This window comes from Roseibium hamelinense, assembly GCF_007830545.1.
In the GTDB taxonomy this organism is placed as follows: domain Bacteria; phylum Pseudomonadota; class Alphaproteobacteria; order Rhizobiales; family Stappiaceae; genus Roseibium; species Roseibium hamelinense.
In genome coordinates, this window is record NZ_VLLF01000006.1 from 110467 (window position 1) to 131729 (window position 21263).

The window sequence follows — 21263 nt, forward strand, 5'->3', positions numbered from 1 at the left end:
CCAATGGGTTTTCTTGATATCAAAAATGCCACCAAGTCCTACGGTTCCCTGCAGGTCCTGCATGAAACTAACATTGCCGTGGAAGAAGGCGAGTTCCTTGTGTTGGTTGGGCCTTCGGGCTGCGGAAAGTCGACTTTGTTGAACATGATTGCAGGGCTGGAAGAAGTTACCAGCGGCGAAATTGCTATCCGAGGCAACCGGATGAACGAAGTGCGTCCGGCGGAGCGGAACATCGCTATGGTGTTTCAGTCCTACGCCCTCTACCCGAATATGAATGTTGCGCAAAACATTGCATTCGGTCTTGAGATGCATGGTGTGCCGAAGCCTAAACGCGAAGAAGCCGTCCGCGATGTTGCCGAGTTGTTGCAGATCACTAAACTGCTTGACCGGAAACCTGGCCAATTGTCTGGCGGTCAACGCCAGCGCGTGGCCATGGGCCGCGCGCTCGTACGGGACCCGGACGTCTTCTTGTTTGATGAGCCGCTGTCGAACCTTGATGCGAAGCTGCGTGTCGATATGCGCACTGAGATCAAGAAGTTGCACCAAAAGCTTGGCACGACGATTGTTTACGTGACCCATGACCAGATCGAGGCTTTGACCCTCTCGACGCGGATCGCAGTGATGTTCGGCGGGTATGTTCAACAGCTTGGCACCCCGAAAGAGATCTATGACGACCCGGCAAACATGTTCGTTGCAGGGTTCATGGGCTCGCCGTCAATGAACTTGTTCCCGGCAAAAATTGCGGTCGCGAACGGCGTGCCGCAGGCGGAATTCACTCTCGTCGATGGAAAAACCGGTGCTCTGCCGCTTCCCAATCCTGCCATGGCCGAGCACGATGGCCGGTCGGTCATTCTCGGGATCCGACCGGAAGCAATTACCGACCTTGACGGTGCCGACCGGAACAGCAAGGCCATCCACCAGGTTGAAGCCCGTGTTGAAGTTACCGAACCTGCAGGTTCGGATACGTTTGTGGTAAGTGAATTTGGCAGTAAGGAGATTACTGGCCGTTTTCGTGCCGATGTTGTGGTTAAGCCGGGTGACATATTCCCTTTCGCCATCAACATGGACAAGGCTGTGCTTTTTGATCCCGAGACGGAAAACCGCATCCGCTGAATAATTCTGAAAAGCGCAGATTGCACTGCGCTTTTCTTTGTGTTCAAATTTGGAACGTTCTAAAAATAGAAGTCGGGACATTTTGGTGAGGAAATGAACCCAGATATCATCATCATCGGCTCCGGAATGGGGGGGGCGAGCCTGGCGGCCGGTTTGGCACAGACAGATGCGTCGATTCTTATGCTGGAGCGGGGCCACCAAATTTCCGACACGCTGGAGGCAAAATCGCCGCGCGCTGTCTTTGCAAGCGATCATTTCCTGCCCAACGAGACCTGGTTGGATGAGGCGGGACGTCAGTTCCGTCCGGGCAATCACTACAATGTCGGTGGAAACTCAAAATTTTACGGTGCGGTGCTCATTCGATATCGTGAGCAGGACTTCGGCGAGGTCGAACATGAAGACGGTGTGTCTCCTGCGTGGCCGATAACCTACCAGGATTTAGCACCTTGGTATGACCAAGCAGAAGCTCTTTATCAGGTGCGCGGTACGACCGGCCAGGATGTATGCGAACCGGGGCGGACGTTTCCCTATCCGCATGCCCCGGTGCCGGACGAGCCATCGATCGCCGAAGCTCGTGAGCGTCTAAGGGCGACGGGCCTGAGCCCGTTCTCGCTGCCGCTTGGGGTCGATATTGCGGCCTGGACCGCAAAACGCAGAACGACGTTTGACGGTTTCCCCGATACACGCTCGGGAAAAATGGATGCGGAGACGTGCGGTCTGGCCACAGCACGAAGTAACCCGAACTTTGAGCTCAGAACCAATGCGCGCGTGGTAAGACTGGAGGCCTGCAGCAACGGACGCATCGAGCGGGTTGTTGCCTTAGTCAATGGCGAAGAACAGAAGTTTTCGCCAAAAATTGTTGTTCTGGCCGCTGGTGCCATACAGTCTGCGGCGCTTCTTTTGGCATCTGACGTGGCGAACAAATCCGACCAGGTCGGGCGCAATTATATGAACCATAATGCGAGTGCGATCCTCGCAATTGATCCAAGGTTCAACAATACCAGCCAATACCAAAAAACGTTCGGCGTGAATGACTATTATTTCGATGATGGTGCAGGTGGCTATCCCTTGGGAAACATACAGCTGCTCGGGCGGGTAACCGGCGATATTCTGCGCGGCCAGATAAAGGGAGTGCCCGGCTTCCTGCTCGATTGGGTGTCGCGCCATGCCGTAGACTTTTACGCAATTACGGAGGATTTGCCGGATCCAGAAAGCCGGGTGACCCTTGAGGGGAATCAAATCAGATTGAGTTGGAAACGCAGCAACCTTGGACCGCACAAACGTCTTGTACGAAGGTTTGCAAGGGATCTTAAGCGCGCCGGCTTCCCGATAGTTCTGAACCGCCTTTTTGATGCTTCCGTTCCGTCCCACCAATGTGGGACGGTCCGAATTGGCCGTGATCCGGCACTGGCACCGCTGAGACCTGATTGCCGTGCCTTCGACCATCCGAACCTTTATGTGGTTGACGCCGGTTGCCTGCCGACGTCCGCAGCCGTGAATCCAGCCCTGAGTGTTGCAGCTATGGCCTTGCGCGCCGCCGATACCATCAAGCATCAGGAGTTGGGCGTATGAAGCGCATCGCACTTGTGACAGGTGGTCAACAAGGCATTGGCCTTGGAATATCCGATGCTCTTGTAAAGGCCGGGTTTGAGGTGGTTTGGGCCGCCGAACTTCCCGAAGACGCTCAGAGCGTATGCGTGGGCAAGGAGTTTCTGGGGTCCAATGTGACGTATTTCCAGCACGATCTGAGGTGCATCGGCAGCACTGGCGATCTTCTTGATCGCATCGAACGGGAAAAGGGCCCGGTAGCCGCGTTTGTATCAAACGCAGGCGTTCCGCCAAAAGTGCGGGGGGATATGCTCGAGATGGCCCCTGAAAACTTTGATTATGTCATGGATGTAAACTTGAAAGGGGCTTTTTTTCTTGCGCAGCAAGTGGCGCAACGGATGCTCCGCCAACCCGCCGAGACCTACCGTTCAATAACATTCGTGACGTCGGTCAGCGCCGAATTGGTCTCGGTTGAGCGTGCCGAGTACTGTCTTTCAAAAGCCGCGGCGTCTATGATGACGAAGCTCTTTGCCGCGCGCTTGGCGGAGGCCGGGATCGGCGTTTTTGAATTGAGGCCCGGCATCATAGAAACTCCCATGACGTCAGGTGTGAAAGACACCTATACAACGCGGATTGAACAGGGGCTTGTGCCTGCGCGCCGGTGGGGGCAGCCCGCGGATATCGGTTCTGTTGTCGTTCCATTGGCCCACGGGCAATTCGCCTTTGCAACAGGCTCGGTCATTGCCGTTGATGGCGGCCTTTCCATTCATCGGCTTTAAGGGCGGACCTCATGACTGAGACATTCGATTTCATAATTGTTGGTGGCGGGTCGGCCGGCTGTGTGCTTGCTGCACGACTTTCTGAAAACCCTGATGTGCGCGTCTTGCTGCTGGAGGCAGGAGGGCGCGACCAACATCCCTATTATCATGTGCCGGCCGGTTTTGCGAAAATGACCAAGGGCATTGGGAGTTGGGGTTGGCACACCGTGCCGCAAAAGCACATGCAGGGTAAAGTCTTCCGGTACACCCAGGCGAAAGTGATCGGCGGCGGGTCAGCGATCAACGCGCAGATCTACACGCGCGGCAGCCGACTCGATTATGACGAATGGCGGCAGCTGGGCTGCGAAGGCTGGAGCTACGACGATGTTCTGCCCTATTTTAAAAGAGCAGAAGACAATGACACATTCGAAAACGACTACCATCGCAAGGGTGGCCCGCTCGGTGTCTCTCAACCGGTCGCGCCTTTGCCGATTTGCGAGGCCTATTTTGAGGCCGCCGCTGCACTTGGTATTCCGCGCAACCAGGATATGACCGGCGAGAAGCCCGATGGGGTCGGATACTATCAGCTGACACAGCGCAATGCCCGTCGTTCTTCCGCTGCTATGGCTTATCTCGCGCCTAACCGGGGCCGGAAAAATCTGGTTGTTCGAACTGGCGTTCAGGTCCGCAGGATTGCTGTCGAAAACAGCCAGGTTTCGGGCGTTGAGCTCGTCGACGGGACGCGCATCCTTGCAGCGAAGGAAGTCATTTTATCGTCAGGTGCGATTGGGTCGCCGCGCCTTTTGCAGTTGTCCGGCATCGGACCTGCAAACGAATTGGACCGTATCGGGATACGCCCGATCCTCGACCAGCCTGGTGTCGGATCGAATTTACAGGACCACTTGGACCTTTACACAATTTGCGAGGTCAGCGGTCCGCACACTTATGACAAGTATGCAAAGCTGCATTGGTCGGCGGTGGCCGGGCTGCAGTACCTTTTCACAAAGACAGGACCAGTGGCCTCCAGCCTATTTGAAACGGGTGGCTTTTGGTATGCGGATCCCGAGGCACGGTCACCGGATATACAGCTGCATCTGGGTCTGGGAACCGGAATAGAGTCCGGGGTTGCCTCCATGCCGAATGGCGGGGTTACCTTGAACGCCTGCTATCTTCGCCCGCGCTCGCGCGGAACGGTACGCCTCAAGAGTGCAGATCCGGCGGATGCGCCGCTGATTGACCCAAACTACCTTGAAGACCCGCGTGACAAGGAATTGTCCATTGAGGGCTTGAAACTGGCGCAGAGAATTCTGGCTCAAGAACCGCTCAAACCATTCATCAAGGCAGAACGTTTGCCGGGACCAAACGTTAAAACAGACGCCGAGTATTTCGACTTCATCTGCGAACACTCCAAGACCTCCCATCACGCAGCTGGCACCTGCCGAATGGGGTCGGATCCGGATGCGGTTGTCGATGTGCGGTTGAAGTTCAAAGGTTTAACTGGCTTGAGGGTGGCCGACGCCTCGATCATGCCGACGGTCAACTCATCGAATACAAACGCTCCTGCAATCATGATCGGCGAGAAGGCTGCTGACATGATCCGAGCAGACAATGGGATTTCCTGACATGCTGTTGCCGACCCCTGAAGGAACGCTTGCTGACTACATGTTGACAGGTGTGGCATTGCAGCCGCGTTCACCGAAATGCGCCTTCTCACGAACCGTATTCGCTGCGGCCCACGTCGTTTCCGACCCCCTGCGGGAACGCGACCCTTGGGTCGGCCGTCCGGCAGTCGACTGGGAAAACACACTGCGGTTCCGGTATTGGTTGTGGGATCAGGGGCTCGGGTTGGCGGAGGCGATGGACACCGCACAACGGGGTATGGGTGTCGACTGGTTGACTGCAAAAGAGTTGATCGAGCGCACTATGTCTGAGGCAAAGGCGCATCCTTTGAAACCGCGTGTCGCATGCGGAGCTGGCACAGATCACAAGACCCTTGGAGAGCTTGGCGACGCACATGCTGTCATCACTGCGTATGAGACGCAGATGTCTGCAATCGAAGCGGCCGGTGGCCAAGTCATTATAATGGCAACTCGGGCCTTGCCGGCCATTGGTGCCCAGCCTGAAACCTATAAGTCCGTCTATGACCGGCTGTTGTCTCAGGCGCGCGAACCCGTCATCTTGCATTGGCTCGGGGATATGTTTGATCCCGCCCTCAAAGGCTATTGGGGAAGCGAGGCATTCGAAGACGCCACTGAAACTGTACTCGAAATTATCAAGGCGCATGAGGCGAAAGTTGACGGGATCAAGATCTCGTTGTTGGAGCAGAGTAAAGAAGAGCGGTTTCGAGCGCGTTTGCCAGATGGTGTCCGGCTCTACACGGGGGATGATTTTAACTACGCGCCTTTGATTGAGGGGGACGGAACCCATCATTCCCATGCTCTACTAGGGATATTTGCGGCGATCGCACCTGCTGCGGCCCAAGCGCTTGAGGCGTTGGCTCAAGGCGACAGGCAGACCTACCATCGTTTGCTTGCTCCGACAGTTCCGCTTAGCCGCGAAATATTTCGGGCCCCGACCCAGTTTTACAAGGCTGGGATCGCTTTTCTTGCCTGGCTAAATGGTGCGCAGTCGCATTTCATCATGCCAGGCGGATTTCAATCTTCCCGTGACATCACTCATTATGCTTCACTGTACCGGCTTGCGGATCAGGCGGGCTTGTTGTCTAAAACCGATCTGGCAGAAACACGGATGCGGCAGCTGCTGGCGCTCCATGGTATATGAAGGACTGGATGCGGTGTGAAAAAGCGGCCAACCATCATAGATGTTGCGCAGGCGGCAGGGGTCTCCAAATCAACCGTTTCGCTCGTGTTACAGGAAAGCCCGCTCGTTAAGGCAGAGACCGTTGAACTGGTGCGCAAAACCATGGCCCAGCTCGGCTACGTCTACAATCGGGCGGCCGCCAATCTGCGCTCTGCAAATGCGGGGCTCATAGGACTCGTCATCAACGATCTGCGCAACCCGTTTTTCACCGAATTTGCCACCACCGCCCAGATGGCTTTTTCCGCAAAAGGTTACGCGACCGTGCTTGCGAATACGGATGAGGATACAAGCCTTCAGCTTCAGGTTGTTGGGTCGATGATCGAGCACGGCGTGTCCGGAATCCTGATTTCGCCGAGTTATGGAGATGAAAGACTCTGCTTCGATCTGCTTGCCCGCGCACAGGTTCCGACAATGCAGGTTTTGCGGCACGTTGACCGGCGATGCGACCTTTTCCCTCTTTTTGCGCCGGACAATCACCGCGGTGCCATTCTGGCGACCGAACACCTGCTTGATGCAGGGGCAAAAAAGATTGCGTTTGTCGGCGGGCTTGAAGGCCGCTCTATTACAGATGAACGGCTGTCCGGCTATCTTGAAGCCATTCAAGAGGCAGGTCTTGAACCAATCCGGATGCTAGGCCGGTCTTCAAGAACGTTCGGCCGGGAAACGGCTATCGATTTGTCCGAAAACCATCCCGACATCGATGGTGCTGTTTGCTTTAACGATCTTGTCGCGCTCGGCATGCTCTCGGGCTTCAATCAGATCGGCCGACAAGCCGGCCGGGACTTCAAGCTGATCGGTTTTGATGACATTGAAGAGTGCAGTGAAGTGTGGCCGAAGCTTTCTTCGGTTAGTTGCGACATCAAGGACTTTGCCGCTGAAGCGGCCGTCACCATGCTCGGCTGGCTTGAAACTGCGAAAAAGCCGGAGCCTGTACGGCGCGGTGGTGTGGAATTGGTTGCCCGAATGTCGAGTTTGGGAAATGTTTCCATATGAGCTTGTCCCCACGCGAAACTCTGTTGCGCCTGTTCGACAAAGCGGTAGAGGTTGCAGACCCGACTAGGAGTCTTGCTGATTATCTGCCTGAAAAGCCTCGTGGCAGGTGTGTTGTCATTGGTGCGGGAAAGGCATCTGCACGCATGGCGGAAGCGGTGGAAGCCGTTTGGGGGCCATGCGAGGGGGTTGTCATTACCCGCTACGGCTATGCCCGCCCTTGCCAGTATATCGAAATTGCGGAAGCAGCGCATCCCGTGCCGGATGCAGCCGGGCTGGAGCACACCCAACGGCTGCTCGCGCGGCTGGAAGGCCTGACTGAAGACGACTTCGTTCTCGCCCTGATCTCTGGTGGCGCTTCGGCGCTGTTAACAGCGCCGGCTGGCCAGATCACGTTGGCTGAAAAACAGGCTGTGAACGAAGCGCTTCTGGCCTCGGGCGCGCCGATCGGACAAATGAACATCGTCCGCAAGCATCTGAGCTGCGTTAAAGGTGGTCAGCTTGCGGCTGCGGCGTGGCCGGCGAAACTGCTGTGTTTGATGATCTCCGACGTTCCGGGCGACGATCCGGCGCTTATCGGATCCGGGCCAACCGTTGGCGATAACAGCACTGGCGAGGATGCGCTATCGATCATTCGGCAGTGGTCAATTGATGTGCCAAGATCTGTTGCTCGCGTTCTGTCAAAAAAGACTGGCGTGCTGGGGACAGACGATCCGAGGCTTTCAAACGTGACAAATACGGTTTTTGCTGCACCGTCCCAGTCCCTCGCTTCTGCTGCGGATCTCGGGATTGAACTCGGATTGCAGCCTGAAGTGCTTGGCGATGCCATTGAAGGAGAGGCGCGGGAGATCGCGGAGCAACATGCTCATCTGGCGATCTTGAGACAGAAAAACTTGAAAGCCAATAACTCTCCTCTTCTCTTGCTGTCCGGCGGTGAGCTGACCGTGACGCGGCTCGGCAATGGTGTTGGCGGTCCGAACGCGGAATACGCGCTGGCTCTTGCCCTTGCGCTCAACGGGCAAGTGGGCATTCATGCGATCGCTTGCGATACGGACGGGGTCGATGGTGCAGCAGACGTCGCCGGCGCGGTCATTGACCCCTCGACACTGGCGCGTGCGCACCAAATTGGTTTGGATGCCACCGCATACCTTGCGCGGAACGATGCGCACAGCTTTTTCGAAAAACTCGGCGACCAGGTTGTTCCTGGTCCGACTCTGACGAACGTGAACGATTTCCGAGCCTTACTAATTTATCCGGAGACCTGACGTGATCAAACACTGTGTATTCCTATCCCTGGCGGATCCGGCAGACTTATCGGTCTTGGATGAGCCCATGCAGCTTCTTGAAAGCCTGGGTCAGTCGGTTCCCGGCATGATCGGGTTCGTCCACGGCCCAAACAAAGACTTTGAGAATAAGACGCCCAACCATCAATACGGGTTTGTTTGCACATTCAATGATCGAGAGGCGCATCTGGCCTACGAGAAACACCCTGTTCACCAGAAAGCCGGCGGAATGCTGATTGCCGCGTGCGCTGGTGGATATGAAGGTATTTTGGTGGCTGATATTGAAGCCGAGTAATACCGATTTGTGCTTCGATGCGTTGATTTTTGATTGCGACGGCACACTCGTCCAGACAGGTGATATGCATTTCACAGCCCTCTCATCCGCCCTCTCACGCCAGGGCATCACGCTCGCGCGCGCCTGGTATGCGGCACGAGGCGGCTTGTCGCGCATGCAGCTGCTTGATGAGTTGGAGACTCAACACAACCGCAAACTGGACCGTGAGAAACTAATCTCCGAGAGCGTTGGGCATACAGTGAAACTTGCGGCCGGTTCTAAACCGAATGAACCGGTCGCTGAAATTGCCCGCGTTCTCCACAGCCGAGTGCCGATGGCCGTTGCGTCGAACGCCGAAGGCGAAATTGTAAATGCCGTCTTGGCGGTGCATGGCTTGGGAAAATATTTCGACACCGTTGTGACAATTTCCGACGTCACGCATCCCAAACCTCATCCTGAAATTTTTACAGCCACCGTCACCCGGTTAAAAGCCGCCCATACGCGGACCCTCGTCCTGGAGGACAGTCAACAGGGCCTGGAAGCCGCCAATGCGGCGGGTGTGTCTGTCCTTGATGTGCGCGACAGCAGCGCTTTAGGTGCCTTCAGAAGCTCTCTGGGGTTGTAAAAACCAAGACCCTACATGCCAATGACGAGGCGAGTCTTGTCAGGCCAAAAGGCGTAGCACTCGCCGAGTTCCGTGGCCATAGGGAGCGGCGTGTCATACACCCAGCCAACCTCTTCACCATGCGCCGCAACATAACGCGCATCGCCCTTGATTGGGCAGTGGGTCGATTTCTCAACTGGAGTGAAATCAAAGACAATGTCTTTGACCGGAATATAAATCACCGGATCGTACACTCCGTGGCCCACCTCGAGGACACGCTTCGCGGAATGACTGTCCGCCAAGAGACAGTCGCCGTGAAAAACGCGGACCCGCTGCTTCACGGGTTTGATCACCATGAGATGGTTGGGGTCATGCGGATTGCGCGCGGCGCTTTCAAAAGCTGGCGCGGATATGAGGTTTGCTTTGAGTGCCATGATGTCCCTGCTGGTCTGATCACATGAACACTTGGGCACACGACAAAAGAGGTCAAACCCCGAAACGGTCCCGCAGGCGGTAAACAAGAACTGAAGGTGCGAGAAACCATGGGTTTCCTGAGTACAAAGGTCTCGTCGGGAAGGATATGCGCTCCAACGGGGACAGTGCTTTGTCAAACCCAGCTGCCTTGCGTCCCATACGCATGCCGAGATAGCTCGCCATACCGACGCCTGACCCGCAATAACCCATGGCATGAAACAGCCCGTTGTCTTCGGCGCAGTGAGCCAGCGTATCGAATGTGTAGCCGACGAAGCCCATCCACGAGTGGCTGACCCGGGTTTTCGCCAGTTCAGGAAACAGGTCGACCAGATCATGATGCAGCTTCACCGCACTCTTGCGCGGATCGGTCTCGCTCAAGGAGACCCTACCACCGAACAAGACGCGCTTCCGGTCGGGTGACAGGCGGTAATAGTATACCAGTCTGCGTGTGTCCGACCAAATCCGATTGGTGGGGAACGCCTTGGCGACTAAATCCTGATCGAGTTCCTCTGTTGCAATCACATAGGACCCGATTGGGATGATACGCCGCTGGTGGTGGCGAGAGAGAGGCCCGGAATAGCCATTGGTCGCCAAAATGACTTTGCCGGCCTTTACTTGCCCCGACCGGGTCGATAACCGGAAGCCGGTGCTGAGCCGTTCGATCGATACAACCGGGCAATGGCTTTTGATAAGTGCGCCCGCACTCAACACGCATCGCAGCAGCGCCGGATGATACTTGCCGACATCTATGCTGCAGTGATGTGGAAACACCATGCCGCCATGGTACGCATCGGTGCCAAGCTCATTGGCCATGTCTGCCCGTGGCACCATGAACGCATCGGTTTTCCAAACCTTATGGCCAGCCTCGCAGTCGCGGGCCAGCTTATCGTAAAGATGCGGCTTATGCGCACCGTGGAACCGGCCGACCTCTTCAAAGCCGCAATCAAGGCCTTCTGTCCGCATCAATTCATGCATGTAGTCGAGCGATGCCTGGCCTTCCTGCAGGATGGCAATCGCAGTCTGGGGCCCGTATCGCCTTTCAAGTTCGGAATAGGTTGGCTTTACGCTGGTTGAGACTTGGCCGCCATTCCGAGTACTACAGCCCCATCCCAGAGCTTCTGCGTCTAAAACAAGGGTCGACAATCCCGCTCGGCTGGTCTGCAAGGCAGAGTTCAGACCGGTATAACCCGAGCCGATGACAACGACATCTGCTTCTGCTGGAAGGTCCGTCTGTTTGGCTTCCAAAGGGCTGTGCGCATCCCACCAATAAGGCGTAGCTTTGAAGTCTTCGGTGAACAAGCTTGCGTTCATCCTCGCCCCCTTACGCAGCCTTATGGTCCTCAAGAATAAGGTCAGCGCCTTTTTCACCTACCATGATTGCCGGCGCATTTGTGTTGCCCGAAGTCACTGTCGGGAAAATTGATGCATCAACAACGCGAAGTCCGCGGACGCCATACACCCGTAACCGCGCATCGACCACATCCACGGTGTTGTCTGGTCCCATCCGGCATGTACTGACCGGGTGGAAAACAGTCGAACACCGGTTGCGGACATCCTCCAGCATGTCCTCATCGGACTGAACCTTTGGACCTGGCGAGATTTCTGCGTCAATAACCGATCTTAGTGCCGGTGTGTCTGCCAGTTTGCGCATCAATTTGCACCCCTCGACCATCTCAACGAGATCGTGGTTCGTGCTCAAAGAGTTGGGATGGATTTCGGGTGTGTCCGTGGGATGGGCTGTGCGGAGCGCTATGTGTCCCCGGCTGGAGGGCCGTGTTGGCTGGAAACCGAGCAGGAAGCCGGGAAACGGGTCAGGGTTCATCAACGGGCGCTGCCCTTTCGGCGCTTTTGTATAGCTGACCGGCGAGAAATAGAGCTGCATGTTTGGTCGTTCGCGGTCAGGATTGGATCTCACAAAACCGCCGGCCTGATTGAGGCTCAGGGCCAGAGGGCCGCCGCGCGTCATGACATAGCGTATGCCCTGAAGCAGCTTGCCCCACCAGGGATAGAGCTGGTTGTTCAGGGTAGGCACCTTTGAACGATAGAGGTAATCGAGGCCGAGGTGATCTTGCAGGTTTTGGCCGACACCTGGTCTATCAATCGCAACTTCGAGACCTTTTCCCTTCAGTTCTTCGGCTCGACCTATACCTGACAACATTAGGATTTGAGGGCTGTTTACAGCTCCCGCGCTTAAAATCACTTCCCGTCGTGCAGCAATGGTGTGGTCTACATTGTGTCGGCGATAGACAACCCCCGTCGCACGCTTACCGTCCAAGAGCACTTTCAACGTGTGAGCATACGTCTCTACTGTTACATTCGGCCGTCTCTTGGCTGATGACAGATACGCCCGTGCGGTGGACATGCGAAGCCCTGATTTCGCCGAGATTTGATAGCAACCGACCCCCTCTTGGTCCGCGCCGTTGAAATCATCATTGAGCCGGAAGCCCGCCTCCTTGCCAGCTTGAAGGAATGTATCGCACAGAGGGTGCGCATTGCCGCCGATTGACGAGACATGAAGGGGCCCGCCGCTGCCGCGATAGTCGCATGTACCGCGGTCGTTATGTTCGCTTCGTTTGAAATAGGGAAGTACATCGGACCAGCCCCATCCCGGGTTTCCGAGTGCTTTCCAATCGTCAAAGTCGGCATGCTGCCCGCGGATATAAACCATGGCGTTGATGGAGCTGGAGCCGCCGAGCACTTTGCCGCGCGGCCAATAGCCCTTCCGGTTGTTGAGGCCGGGGTCAGCTTCCGTCTGGTACATCCAGTTTATGCCGCGGTTGTAGAAGGCCTTACCGTAGCCGATGGGCATCCAGATCCAGAAGTTTAGATCCGACCCGCCGGCCTCAAGAAGGCAAACGGTGTACTTCCCGTTTTCCGAAAGCCGGTCTGCAAGCACACAACCAGCGGACCCGGCGCCAACAATCACAAAGTCAAATTCACGCATTTTGGACTACTGCTTTGTCTTGTCGCGCTGAACGAGGATGGACACCAAGGCCAACAGACCGGAGCCGACCATCAAGAAGAATGAAACCGCGTTGAGCACCGGTGTGGAGCCGACTTTTGCCATCCGGTCATACATAGTGATCGTCAAAGGCGCTTCGGAACCAACGAGGAATAACGTCGTGTTGAAGTTCTCAAAGGAAACAAGAAATGCCACGATCCCGGCCGCGATCATGGCGGGGCGCAGGAACGGCAGAGTAATGGTTCTGAGCACGCGGGCCCGGCTTGCCCCCAGATTGAGGGCCGCTTCTTCCATTGTCTCATCGAATTTTTTCAGGCGCGCGGTGATTACAAGCGACGTGATTGTGGTGATGAACGAAAACTGCCCCATGACAACAAGGAAGATGCCCGGGCGCAGAAACTCGAGGTCAAGTCCCCAGACATCTTCAGCGTAATTTGCCGTGTCGCTGGCCATGACCAGGATGGAGATGCCGAGAATAACGCCCGGGATCACAAGCGGAACGACCATCATGATGTAGAAGAAATTCTTGGCCGGGAAGTTGCCGCGCACAAACAGGAATGCGTTGGTCGTTCCGACTAGGATCGACAGTGCGGCAACGATAACGGCGATCACAAATGAATAATATAGTCCGCGCAGCAGCCGGTCATCGTGAAACATGCCCAGCTTTGGCTCGGTGTCGTTGAAGAACCAGTCCAGCGTAAATCCTTGCCATGGGAGGGCGGGAAAAAGGCTATCGTTGAAGGCGAATGCACCCGCAGCCACGAGCGGCGCGGCTAGAAAGATGAAAAACGCAGCAACATAGAGCCGGTAGCCGAGAATAAAGGCCGTGGTTTTGTTTTGAGATAGCATGACCCAGTCTCCTCAGCTCTTCGCAACGGTGTTGGCGAGGGTTTGTCCGCTGAGCTTGAGCCCGAGCCAGATAACGACCGAAGTGAACAGGAGGAGCAGAATGCCGAAGGCAGCCCCTGCTTCCCAGTTAAACCGGGTGATGAACTGATTGTAGATTTGCTCGGTGAACCAGCTTGAATTCTTGCCGCCAAGCAGGATCGGCGTCAAATAAGATCCCGCAGTCAGCATGAACGTGACGATGCAGCCTGAGACGATGCCCGGCATTGCATACGGAACGATGATCTTGCGCAGGACCGTGAAGCCATTGCCTCCAAGATTGTACCCCGCCTCTATCATCGAGTTGTCCATGCCGTCCAGGGTCGAAACCAGCGGGACAATCATGAACAACATGACCGTGTAGACCAAACCGACGATGACCGCAGCGTCATTGTAAAGGAATTCGATCGGTTGCCCGGCGATTCCGCTCCACACCAGAAAACTTGAGATAATTCCGGTTTCACGAAGAAGAAGGATCCAGCCGAAGGCTCGGATAAGATCGCTCACCCATAGCGGGATGAGGCAGAGCAAAAACAGTGCACCACGCGTGCGGTTGCTGGCTAGCTTGGCGATGTAATAAGCGATCGGAAAACCGATGATCAACGCAAGAGCGGTCACCAGAAGTGACATGGAACCGGTGCGCAGCAGCGTATTCCAGTAGATTGGCTCGTTGATGAAGTCGAGGTAGTTGGCGAACCCGAATTCATAAACCCGCGGCGCGACTTTCTCGCGCAAGGAAAGGGCCACCATCCCGATATGCGGCAGGATTATCAAGAGGATGATCCACAACGCGAATGGAGCAAACAGGAGGTAAAGTGTCAGACGTTTAAAGTCTTTCTGGAGCATCAGGACGCTCCTTGCGCCGCAAAGCACATTGCCTGTTTCGATGACCAGACAAGGCTTACCTCTTCGCCTGGTTTTACGTCATCATTGCCGGTAAGTGTTACGTCCGCTTCGATCAGTTCACCTTTAGCACTTCGTACGAGGACCCGGCTGTTTGCACCGTTGAACAATAGGCTGTCGACCACACCGTCCATGCTGTTGTCTGCGGCTTCGCCGGTGCCAACAGAACCGGTTTTCCGGACTGTATGGATGAACTCTGGCCGGACGAAAATGTCGACCTCAGTACCTTCACGAATGGTTTCCCCGTGCGCGGCTGTGAAAGCCATCTCCAGCCCTTGCTCGGTTGCAACCTTGCCGCCGCTGCCATCGCTCGTTTTGACTTTTCCGGACCAGCGATTGCTGTCGCCGACAAAGCCGGCAACAAATGCGGTGCTTGGCCGATGGTAGAGCTCTTGTGGGGTGCCAATCTGCTCAAAGCGGCCTTGGTTCATGATTGCCACATTGTCCGACATCACAAGTGCCTCGGACTGATCATGCGTGATGTAAACGAAGGTTGTGTTGAACTGATGCTGGAGCAGTTTCAGCTCGATCTTCATTTGTTCGCGCAGTTTCAAGTCAAGAGCGCCGAGGGGTTCGTCGAGCAGCAGTACATCTGGATCCAGTACCATGCAGCGGGCAATCGCGATGCGCTGCTTCTGCCCGCCCGACAACTGGTGGATTTCGCGCTCTGCGACATCTGGCAGAGCGATCCGCTCCAGAACGTCATGGACTTTTTTCTTGATCTCCGAGTTGCTGACGCCATTGCACCGCAGGCCGTATGCAATGTTTTCGAAAACATTCATCATCGGGAACAGCGCCAGATGCTGGAAGACCATCTTCACATTGCGCTTGTTCGGCGGTGTTCCTAGGACTGACTTGCCTTTGATCTGAATGTCGCCGCCGGTTGGCTCCTCAAAGCCTGCAATCATGCGCATCAAGGTTGTTTTACCGCAGCCGGAGGGCCCAAGAATGGAGAAGAACGAACCGCTTGGAATATTGAACGAGACATCTTTGACCGCGCGAAACGCGCCAAAGGATTTGGCTATGTTGATGCATTCGAGATCGAACATCGGGGAAGTCGTCATGGGATGGGGCCAATTACAGGGAAAAGATAATTCAGGGGGACACCACCATCCGGTCGTATCCCCCATTCAGTCGGGCCGGGTGGCCAAACCGGGAAAGGTTTAAGAGTGGCGAAGGCCCTTTCCGGTTTTCTCGCCGATGACTGGCTTGTTAGCCGCCAGTTGCCGCCTTGATCTTCTCAAGTGCGCGACCTTCCATGTCTTCAACCCCGGGAGGAATGTTTGCGAAGAACTTGAGGTTGTCGATATCCGCGTCCGTAAAGGCTGCATTGACCGCGGCCTTCTTGTCTTCAGGCAAAAGATCCTTCGCGCCTTTGACAGAGGCAATGGCACCTGTGCTTGCGGACATGATGGTTACGTTTTCCGGACGTAGAACGAAGTTAATCCACTTGTAGGCGGCGTCATCTGCCTTGCCTTTGCGCGGAATAGCAAACGTATCGATCCAAGCCAGAGCGCCGGTCGAAGGTGGTACAAACGTGATATCCGGGTTCTGATCATAGATCTTGTAAGCCGTCGAATCCCACGTTTCGGAACCGACAATTTCGCCCGACAACATCATCGCCGTCAGGTCATCGCCGCTATTCCAATAGGCTTTAATGTTGGCTTTGCACTCGATGAGTTTTTCTGAGACCTTGTCCAGAATGCCTTGGTATTTTTCCAGATCCGAATATGCCGCAAATGGGTCCTCTCCCATTTCGTAGGCCATGCCGAGGATAATGGTGCGCTTTAGGCGCATAGACGTGCGGCCCTTGTATTGCGGATCGCACAGATCGCCCCAGGATTTAAGGTCAGGGGCTTTTGTTTTGTCAGCCATCAGGCCGGACGTGCCCCACTGGTGCGGGACCGCGTAAACTTCACCATCGATGGTCGTGTTTTCCTTGACGCCCTCCAGAAGCTTGGCCTGCATGGCGTCTGTGTTTATCTTGGAAAGATCAAGCGGTTTGTAGATGTCATACTCAAACTGTGCAGCGTAAATGCGGTCGTGGCTGGGTTGGGCCAAATCGTATCCGGCGCCACCGGTTGCTCGCAGTTTCGCAATCATCTCTTCGTTGTTGGAGAAGGTGACCTCGACATCAATGTCAGGATACTCTTCCTCGAACTTTTCGATGAGCGCTTCCGGCGCATATGAGCCCCAAGTCAATAGCCGAAGTGTTTCGGCCTGTGCACTGCCCATGCCTCCCAGCATGGTCGCCGCAAGCAGCCCGGCAACTGTAGTTTTGATCCGCATTGTATCCTCCCTAGAAATGCAGTCGTATCCTCAGAAAACTGGTAAAAAGACTAGGTCTCGATTGGACTGTGAAATATATCCATTCCAGATATTTTTACAGACCAATTCTAGCTTCCGGAGCGTCAGATCATTACAGAATCTTGTGGAGGACATTGATACCTTTACGGATTTCGTCGGGCGGTGTGCTGCCAAAGCCGAGAACCAAGCCATTCAGGTTCTTTGATTGCAATTCGTATTTGCTAAGACCAGAGATTGCAATTCCCGCGTGGGCAGCTTTTTCAACCAAGACTTGTTCATCGAGGCGCCGGTTTAACAGACCGACAGCGTGGAAGCCGCTCTGTGTTTGCTGAACGTCCAGCAGCCCAGCCAGCTTTTCAGCTTCGGCGATCAGGACATCGTGGCGTTCCCGATAAAGCTGCCGCATGGCCCGGACGTGCGTGGCAAACATGCCTTCATCCATGAAATCTGCAACGATGGCTTGGGTCACGGTTGGAACGCCGCTCAGCCAAGCCTTGCAGATCCGTTCAAAGCCCTCGACGAGACCTTCAGGGGCCAAAATGAATCCCAGCCGCAAAGACGGAAACAGCGACTTGGAAAATGTGCCGACATAAATGACCCGTCCTTGGGTATCGATGCTTTTAAGGGTCGGCGGCGGCTGGTCGCCATAGTAAAATTCACCGTCGTAGTCGTCTTCAACGATCATGGCATCGGCATCGTTCGCTGCCTTGAGAAGTGCGAGGCGCCGGGAAAGACTCATCACATGGCCAAGCGGTTGCTGGTGAGACGGCGTGACGAATGCTAAACGAAAATGCGGCGCTTTTTTCAAGCCGTCGTCCACGCACAAGCCTTCATCATCGACCGCAACTGGAACCGGCATAGCTCCGATTGCGACAAACGCGTTGCGGGCCCCAATTGCGCCTGGGTTCTCGAACCAGATCGGCTCACCCGGATTCACCAGCATGCCACCGACTAGGGAAAAGGCGCGTTGTGCGCCGTTGGTAATGAAAATCTGGTGCGGGTCGCACTTTATGCCGCGTGAGGCGTTGAGTTGGCGGGCAATCGCAGATCGCAGCGGCGCATATCCGAATGGCTCACCATAGCCGGTGACATGATCGCGTTCCTTGCGCCAATGCCGGGCTGAGAGTTTTGCCCACTGTGCCATTGGAAAATCATCAAGCGCTGGCAGAGCAGTAATAAATGCCTTTGATTGATGTGGAAGGCGGGATCTGGGCCCGAAATCCGGCACCGCATGAATTGCAGCGTGCGAAAGACGCGGCTCGGCCATGCGGGCTGGGTTTCCGACCGGCGTCATGCTGAGTGGCTTTTGCGCAGCAAGGGCAGGGCTGACATAGGTCCCGGCTCCAACACGCGATACAAGCAGGCCTTCTGAGATAAGTCTTTCAACCGCGTCAATCACCGTGGTCCGCGAGACGCCGAGTTCGCTTGCTAGCGTTCGGGTTGCGGGCAGCCGTTCTCCAGGCGTGACCCCGCCTGACAACAAGAGCTCCCGGAGCCCCATATACAGCTGAACAGAAATACGGCGGTCTGACGACTTGTCGATGCGGATGGAGGAAAGCAGTGCTCCTGCGTGTCGTTTCAAGCGGCCTCACAGATTGGTATGGCAGTTTCAGCAAAACGGATATGTGAAATAGGCCAATTTCAGTTAGCCTTGGCAACATAAAAATTTCCAGCACAAGAATGCCTGAAGAAAACACTGAGCCAATCCATGAAAATCAAATCGATCGAAACATTCACGAATGAGTTCGTGTGCTTTGTGCGAGTCACGACGGATATCGGAGCGCAGGGGTGGGGGCAGGTTGCGCCCTATTATGCTGATATTACTGCCGAGGTCGTGCATCGCCAGGTCGCTCCATACGCTCTTGGCGAAGATGCGGCCGACATTGCTTACATGATGGATATGATTCCCGAGCGCGAACACAAGTTTCCAGGCTCCTATCTTCGGCGTGCAATGGGGGGCTTGGACACTGCATTGTTCGATCTTCGCGGAAAACTGGAAGGCAAGCCCGTATGTGAACTTTTGGGCGGGTCACCTGGCAAAGTGCGCGCTTATGGCTCCTCCATGAAACGCGATATCACGCCTCAGGACGAAGCGGCGCGGCTGAAAAAACAACAGGATGATTTCGGCTTCACTGCGTTTAAATTCCGCATCGGAGCCGAGTGTGGACGTGACCAGGATGAATGGCCGGGGCGCACCGAAGAAATCGTGCCAACTATGCGAAAGGCCTTTGGCGACGAAACACAGCTGCTTGTTGACGCCAATTCCTGCTACTCGCCCGCCAAGGCGATCGAGGTTGGCCGATTTCTTCAGGAACACGGCATTTCCCACTACGAAGAGCCATGCCCATACTGGCATTACGACCAAACGAAGCAAGTGACCGATGCGCTGGAGATTGACGTTACCGGTGGCGAGCAAGATTGCTCACTGGTCGACTGGAAGCGCATGATCGATCAACGCGTTGTCGACATTGTCCAGCCGGATGTGTGTTATTTGGGCGGAATGCTGCGCACGATGCGTGTCGCCGAAATGGCTCACGATGCGGGAATTCCGTGCACGCCCCATGCCGCCAATTTGTCTTTGGTGACCCTGTTTACCATGCATTTGCTGAGGGCAATCCCAAATGCGGGTAAATATCTGGAGTTTTCGATTGAGCAGGAAGACTACTATCCTTGGCAGTATGACCTGTTCGTCTCTTCACCATTTGACATCATTGATGGGCACGCCACGGTAACGAACGCGCCCGGTTGGGGGGTCGAGATCAATCCGGACTGGCTTGCGCGTTCGACTTACAAAATCAGCAGCCTGGAGGTTTGAAATGACAAGTGCTGAAACACTTGCGGCCAAAGTTCTTGAAACCGGTTGCCTTGAAGGCTTGCCTGCTGGTCATTTCATTGACGGCAGCTTCACATCAGCGACAAACAACAAGACGCTGGAGAGTTTCGATCCCGGCCGAGCAAAAGCCTTCGCGGTGTTTGCGGCCGGTAGCATCGAGGATGTCGATCAGGCTGTTGAAAGTTCTAAAAGGGCATTTGAAAACACCTGGCGTGATACCGCACCGGTGGAACGTGCCCGTATCCTTCTAAAAACATCAGCACTCATTCTGGAAAACCTGGATCGGCTTGCGGTCGCCGAAACGCTCGACAGCGGCAAACCTTTGCAGGAAGCGCTGGGCGACGTTCGCGGAGCCGCCCGGACCTTCGAATATTATGCCGGAGCTTGTGACAAACTGCAGGGAGACAGCTTCCCGCTGGCCGGCGACTACATTGGGTATTCAATCCACGAACCGGTGGGTGTCACGGCGCATATCATCCCGTGGAATTTCCCGATTTCGACCGCAGCGCGCGGGTTTGCTCCGGCACTTGCAGCGGGATGTACTGTTGTTGCAAAGCCTGCGGAGCAGACGCCATTCACTGCGCTTATGCTTGCTAAAATCCTTTTTGATGCCGGCTTGCCTAGCGGCGTTTGCAACGTGATCACCGGATTGGGTGCCGAAGTTGGCGCGCCTCTTAGCCGGCATTCGAGCGTTGATCACATCACCTTCACCGGTTCTGTCCAAACCGGGCGCGCGGTCATGACTGCAGCGGCTGAAGAGATCACCCGTGTTGTATTGGAACTCGGAGGAAAGTCGCCTGTTGTCGTGCTGAATGATGCGAATCGTGCACAGGCGATCAACGGTGTTATTGGCGCCATCTACGAAAACGCGGGTCAGATTTGTTCTGCGGGCTCCCGGCTCGTGATTGAGCGCGGTATTCATGCAGGGTTCGTAGAAGAACTTGTCGACCGGGTGAAAGCTCTAAGGATAGGACATGGTTTGACGCAGCCAGATTTGGGGCCCGTCAATTCAGCTGCGCACTTGGAGAAGATCTCCGGATTTGTCGAGCGCGCACGACTGGGGGGCGCGACCATTGCAACGGGCGGTTCGGTCACAGAAGATCCGTCGACAGGCGGAGGCTGGTTCTACGAGGCCACCATCATTGACCAGGCGCAGCCGGAGGACGAGGTGGTGCGCGAAGAGATTTTCGGCCCGGTTCTCACCGTTCAGGTCGCCGAGGATGCGGAGCATGCGCTGACCCTTGCAAATGATTGCCAATACGGCCTTGTTGCTGGGATCTATACCGAGAATTTTGGCCAAGCGCATCAATTGGCCAAGCGGATTGATGCAGGTCAGATTTATATAAATGAATATTTTGCTGGCGGTATTGAAGTGCCTTTCGGCGGAAACAAAAAGTCAGGCTTTGGCCGCGAAAAAGGACTTGAGGGAGTAAGATCCTACTGCAAAACCAAAAGCATCGCGGCGAAAATAGCGTGATGTTTCGCGGGCGGCGTATCGGCCGCCCGTAT

Annotated in this window: 19 protein-coding genes; 11 read left to right on the top strand and 8 right to left on the bottom strand. The window is 55.4% G+C overall.

What is annotated here, in order from left to right; all coding sequences use genetic code 11:
• Positions 1-3: 3 nt before the first annotated feature.
• The 9 genes from JM93_RS13140 to JM93_RS13180 all read left to right on the top strand — a co-directional run bounded on the left by JM93_RS13140 (position 4) and on the right by JM93_RS13180 (position 9411).
• The gene (locus JM93_RS13140; protein ID WP_145344111.1) at positions 4-1113 is read left to right on the top strand and encodes an ABC transporter ATP-binding protein; all 1110 of its coding nucleotides are present in this window, start codon (positions 4-6) and stop codon (positions 1111-1113) included.
• Positions 1114-1206: 93 nt separating this feature from the next.
• A complete protein-coding gene (locus JM93_RS13145) occupies positions 1207-2685 on the top strand; it encodes an FAD-dependent oxidoreductase (protein WP_145344113.1) in 1479 nt (492 codons plus the stop codon).
• Positions 2682-3440 carry a 3-ketoacyl-ACP reductase gene (locus JM93_RS13150; RefSeq protein WP_145344115.1) on the top strand — a complete coding sequence of 253 codons (759 nt, stop codon included), beginning with the start codon at positions 2682-2684 and terminating at the stop codon, positions 3438-3440. Before JM93_RS13145 ends, JM93_RS13150 begins: the two co-directional genes overlap by 4 nt.
• 11 nt (positions 3441-3451) lie before the next feature.
• Positions 3452-5041, top strand: coding sequence for a GMC family oxidoreductase (locus tag JM93_RS13155; protein WP_145344117.1), 1590 nt, complete (start codon positions 3452-3454; stop codon positions 5039-5041).
• Position 5042: 1 nt separating this feature from the next.
• Positions 5043-6200: a dihydrodipicolinate synthase family protein gene (locus JM93_RS13160; protein ID WP_145344119.1), complete on the top strand. Its 1158-nt coding sequence runs from the start codon at positions 5043-5045 to the stop codon at positions 6198-6200.
• A gap of 15 nt (positions 6201-6215) precedes the next feature.
• On the top strand, positions 6216-7232 hold the full coding sequence (locus JM93_RS13165) for a LacI family DNA-binding transcriptional regulator (RefSeq protein WP_145344121.1): 1017 nt from the start codon (positions 6216-6218) through the stop codon (positions 7230-7232).
• A complete protein-coding gene (locus tag JM93_RS13170) occupies positions 7229-8494 on the top strand; it encodes a glycerate kinase type-2 family protein (protein ID WP_145344123.1) in 1266 nt (421 codons plus the stop codon). Before JM93_RS13165 ends, JM93_RS13170 begins: the two co-directional genes overlap by 4 nt.
• Before the next feature lies 1 nt (position 8495).
• Positions 8496-8807: a Dabb family protein gene (locus tag JM93_RS13175; RefSeq protein WP_155197638.1), complete on the top strand. Its 312-nt coding sequence runs from the start codon at positions 8496-8498 to the stop codon at positions 8805-8807.
• The gene (locus JM93_RS13180; RefSeq protein ID WP_145344126.1) at positions 8749-9411 is read left to right on the top strand and encodes an HAD family hydrolase; all 663 of its coding nucleotides are present in this window, start codon (positions 8749-8751) and stop codon (positions 9409-9411) included. Before JM93_RS13175 ends, JM93_RS13180 begins: the two co-directional genes overlap by 59 nt.
• An 11-nt stretch (positions 9412-9422) precedes the next feature.
• On the opposite strand, the gene JM93_RS13185 is transcribed toward JM93_RS13180, so the two are convergent.
• From JM93_RS13185 to pdxR, 8 genes are all read right to left on the bottom strand, one after another.
• Positions 9423-9824, bottom strand: a complete 402-nt coding sequence (locus JM93_RS13185) for a DUF427 domain-containing protein (RefSeq protein WP_145344128.1) — start codon at positions 9822-9824, stop codon at positions 9423-9425.
• 52 nt (positions 9825-9876) lie between these two features.
• Positions 9877-11175, bottom strand: coding sequence for an NAD(P)/FAD-dependent oxidoreductase (locus JM93_RS13190; protein WP_145344130.1), 1299 nt, complete (start codon positions 11173-11175; stop codon positions 9877-9879).
• Positions 11176-11185: 10 nt separating this feature from the next.
• A complete protein-coding gene (locus tag JM93_RS13195) occupies positions 11186-12808 on the bottom strand; it encodes a GMC family oxidoreductase (protein WP_145344132.1) in 1623 nt (540 codons plus the stop codon).
• A 6-nt stretch (positions 12809-12814) separates the two neighbouring features.
• Complete coding sequence (locus JM93_RS13200; RefSeq protein WP_145344135.1) at positions 12815-13675, bottom strand: ABC transporter permease; 861 nt, start codon at positions 13673-13675, stop codon at positions 12815-12817.
• Between the two features lie 12 nt (positions 13676-13687).
• A complete protein-coding gene (locus JM93_RS13205; RefSeq protein WP_145344137.1) occupies positions 13688-14557 on the bottom strand; it encodes an ABC transporter permease in 870 nt (289 codons plus the stop codon).
• Positions 14557-15678 (bottom strand): ABC transporter ATP-binding protein, encoded by a 1122-nt coding sequence (locus JM93_RS13210; protein WP_145344140.1) that lies wholly within the window; start codon positions 15676-15678, stop codon positions 14557-14559. Before JM93_RS13210 ends, JM93_RS13205 begins: the two co-directional genes overlap by 1 nt.
• 148 nt (positions 15679-15826) lie before the next feature.
• Positions 15827-16903, bottom strand: a complete 1077-nt coding sequence (locus JM93_RS13215; RefSeq protein ID WP_145344142.1) for an extracellular solute-binding protein — start codon at positions 16901-16903, stop codon at positions 15827-15829.
• A 130-nt stretch (positions 16904-17033) separates the two neighbouring features.
• A complete protein-coding gene (gene pdxR / locus JM93_RS13220; protein WP_145344144.1) occupies positions 17034-18503 on the bottom strand; it encodes a MocR-like pyridoxine biosynthesis transcription factor PdxR in 1470 nt (489 codons plus the stop codon).
• Positions 18504-18629: 126 nt separating this feature from the next.
• Between pdxR and JM93_RS13225 the strand changes: the two genes are divergently transcribed.
• Positions 18630-19736: a mandelate racemase/muconate lactonizing enzyme family protein gene (locus tag JM93_RS13225; RefSeq protein ID WP_145344146.1), complete on the top strand. Its 1107-nt coding sequence runs from the start codon at positions 18630-18632 to the stop codon at positions 19734-19736.
• 1 nt (position 19737) lies between these two features.
• Positions 19738-21231 (top strand): aldehyde dehydrogenase family protein, encoded by a 1494-nt coding sequence (locus JM93_RS13230; protein ID WP_145344148.1) that lies wholly within the window; start codon positions 19738-19740, stop codon positions 21229-21231.
• Positions 21232-21263 lie beyond the last annotated feature (32 nt).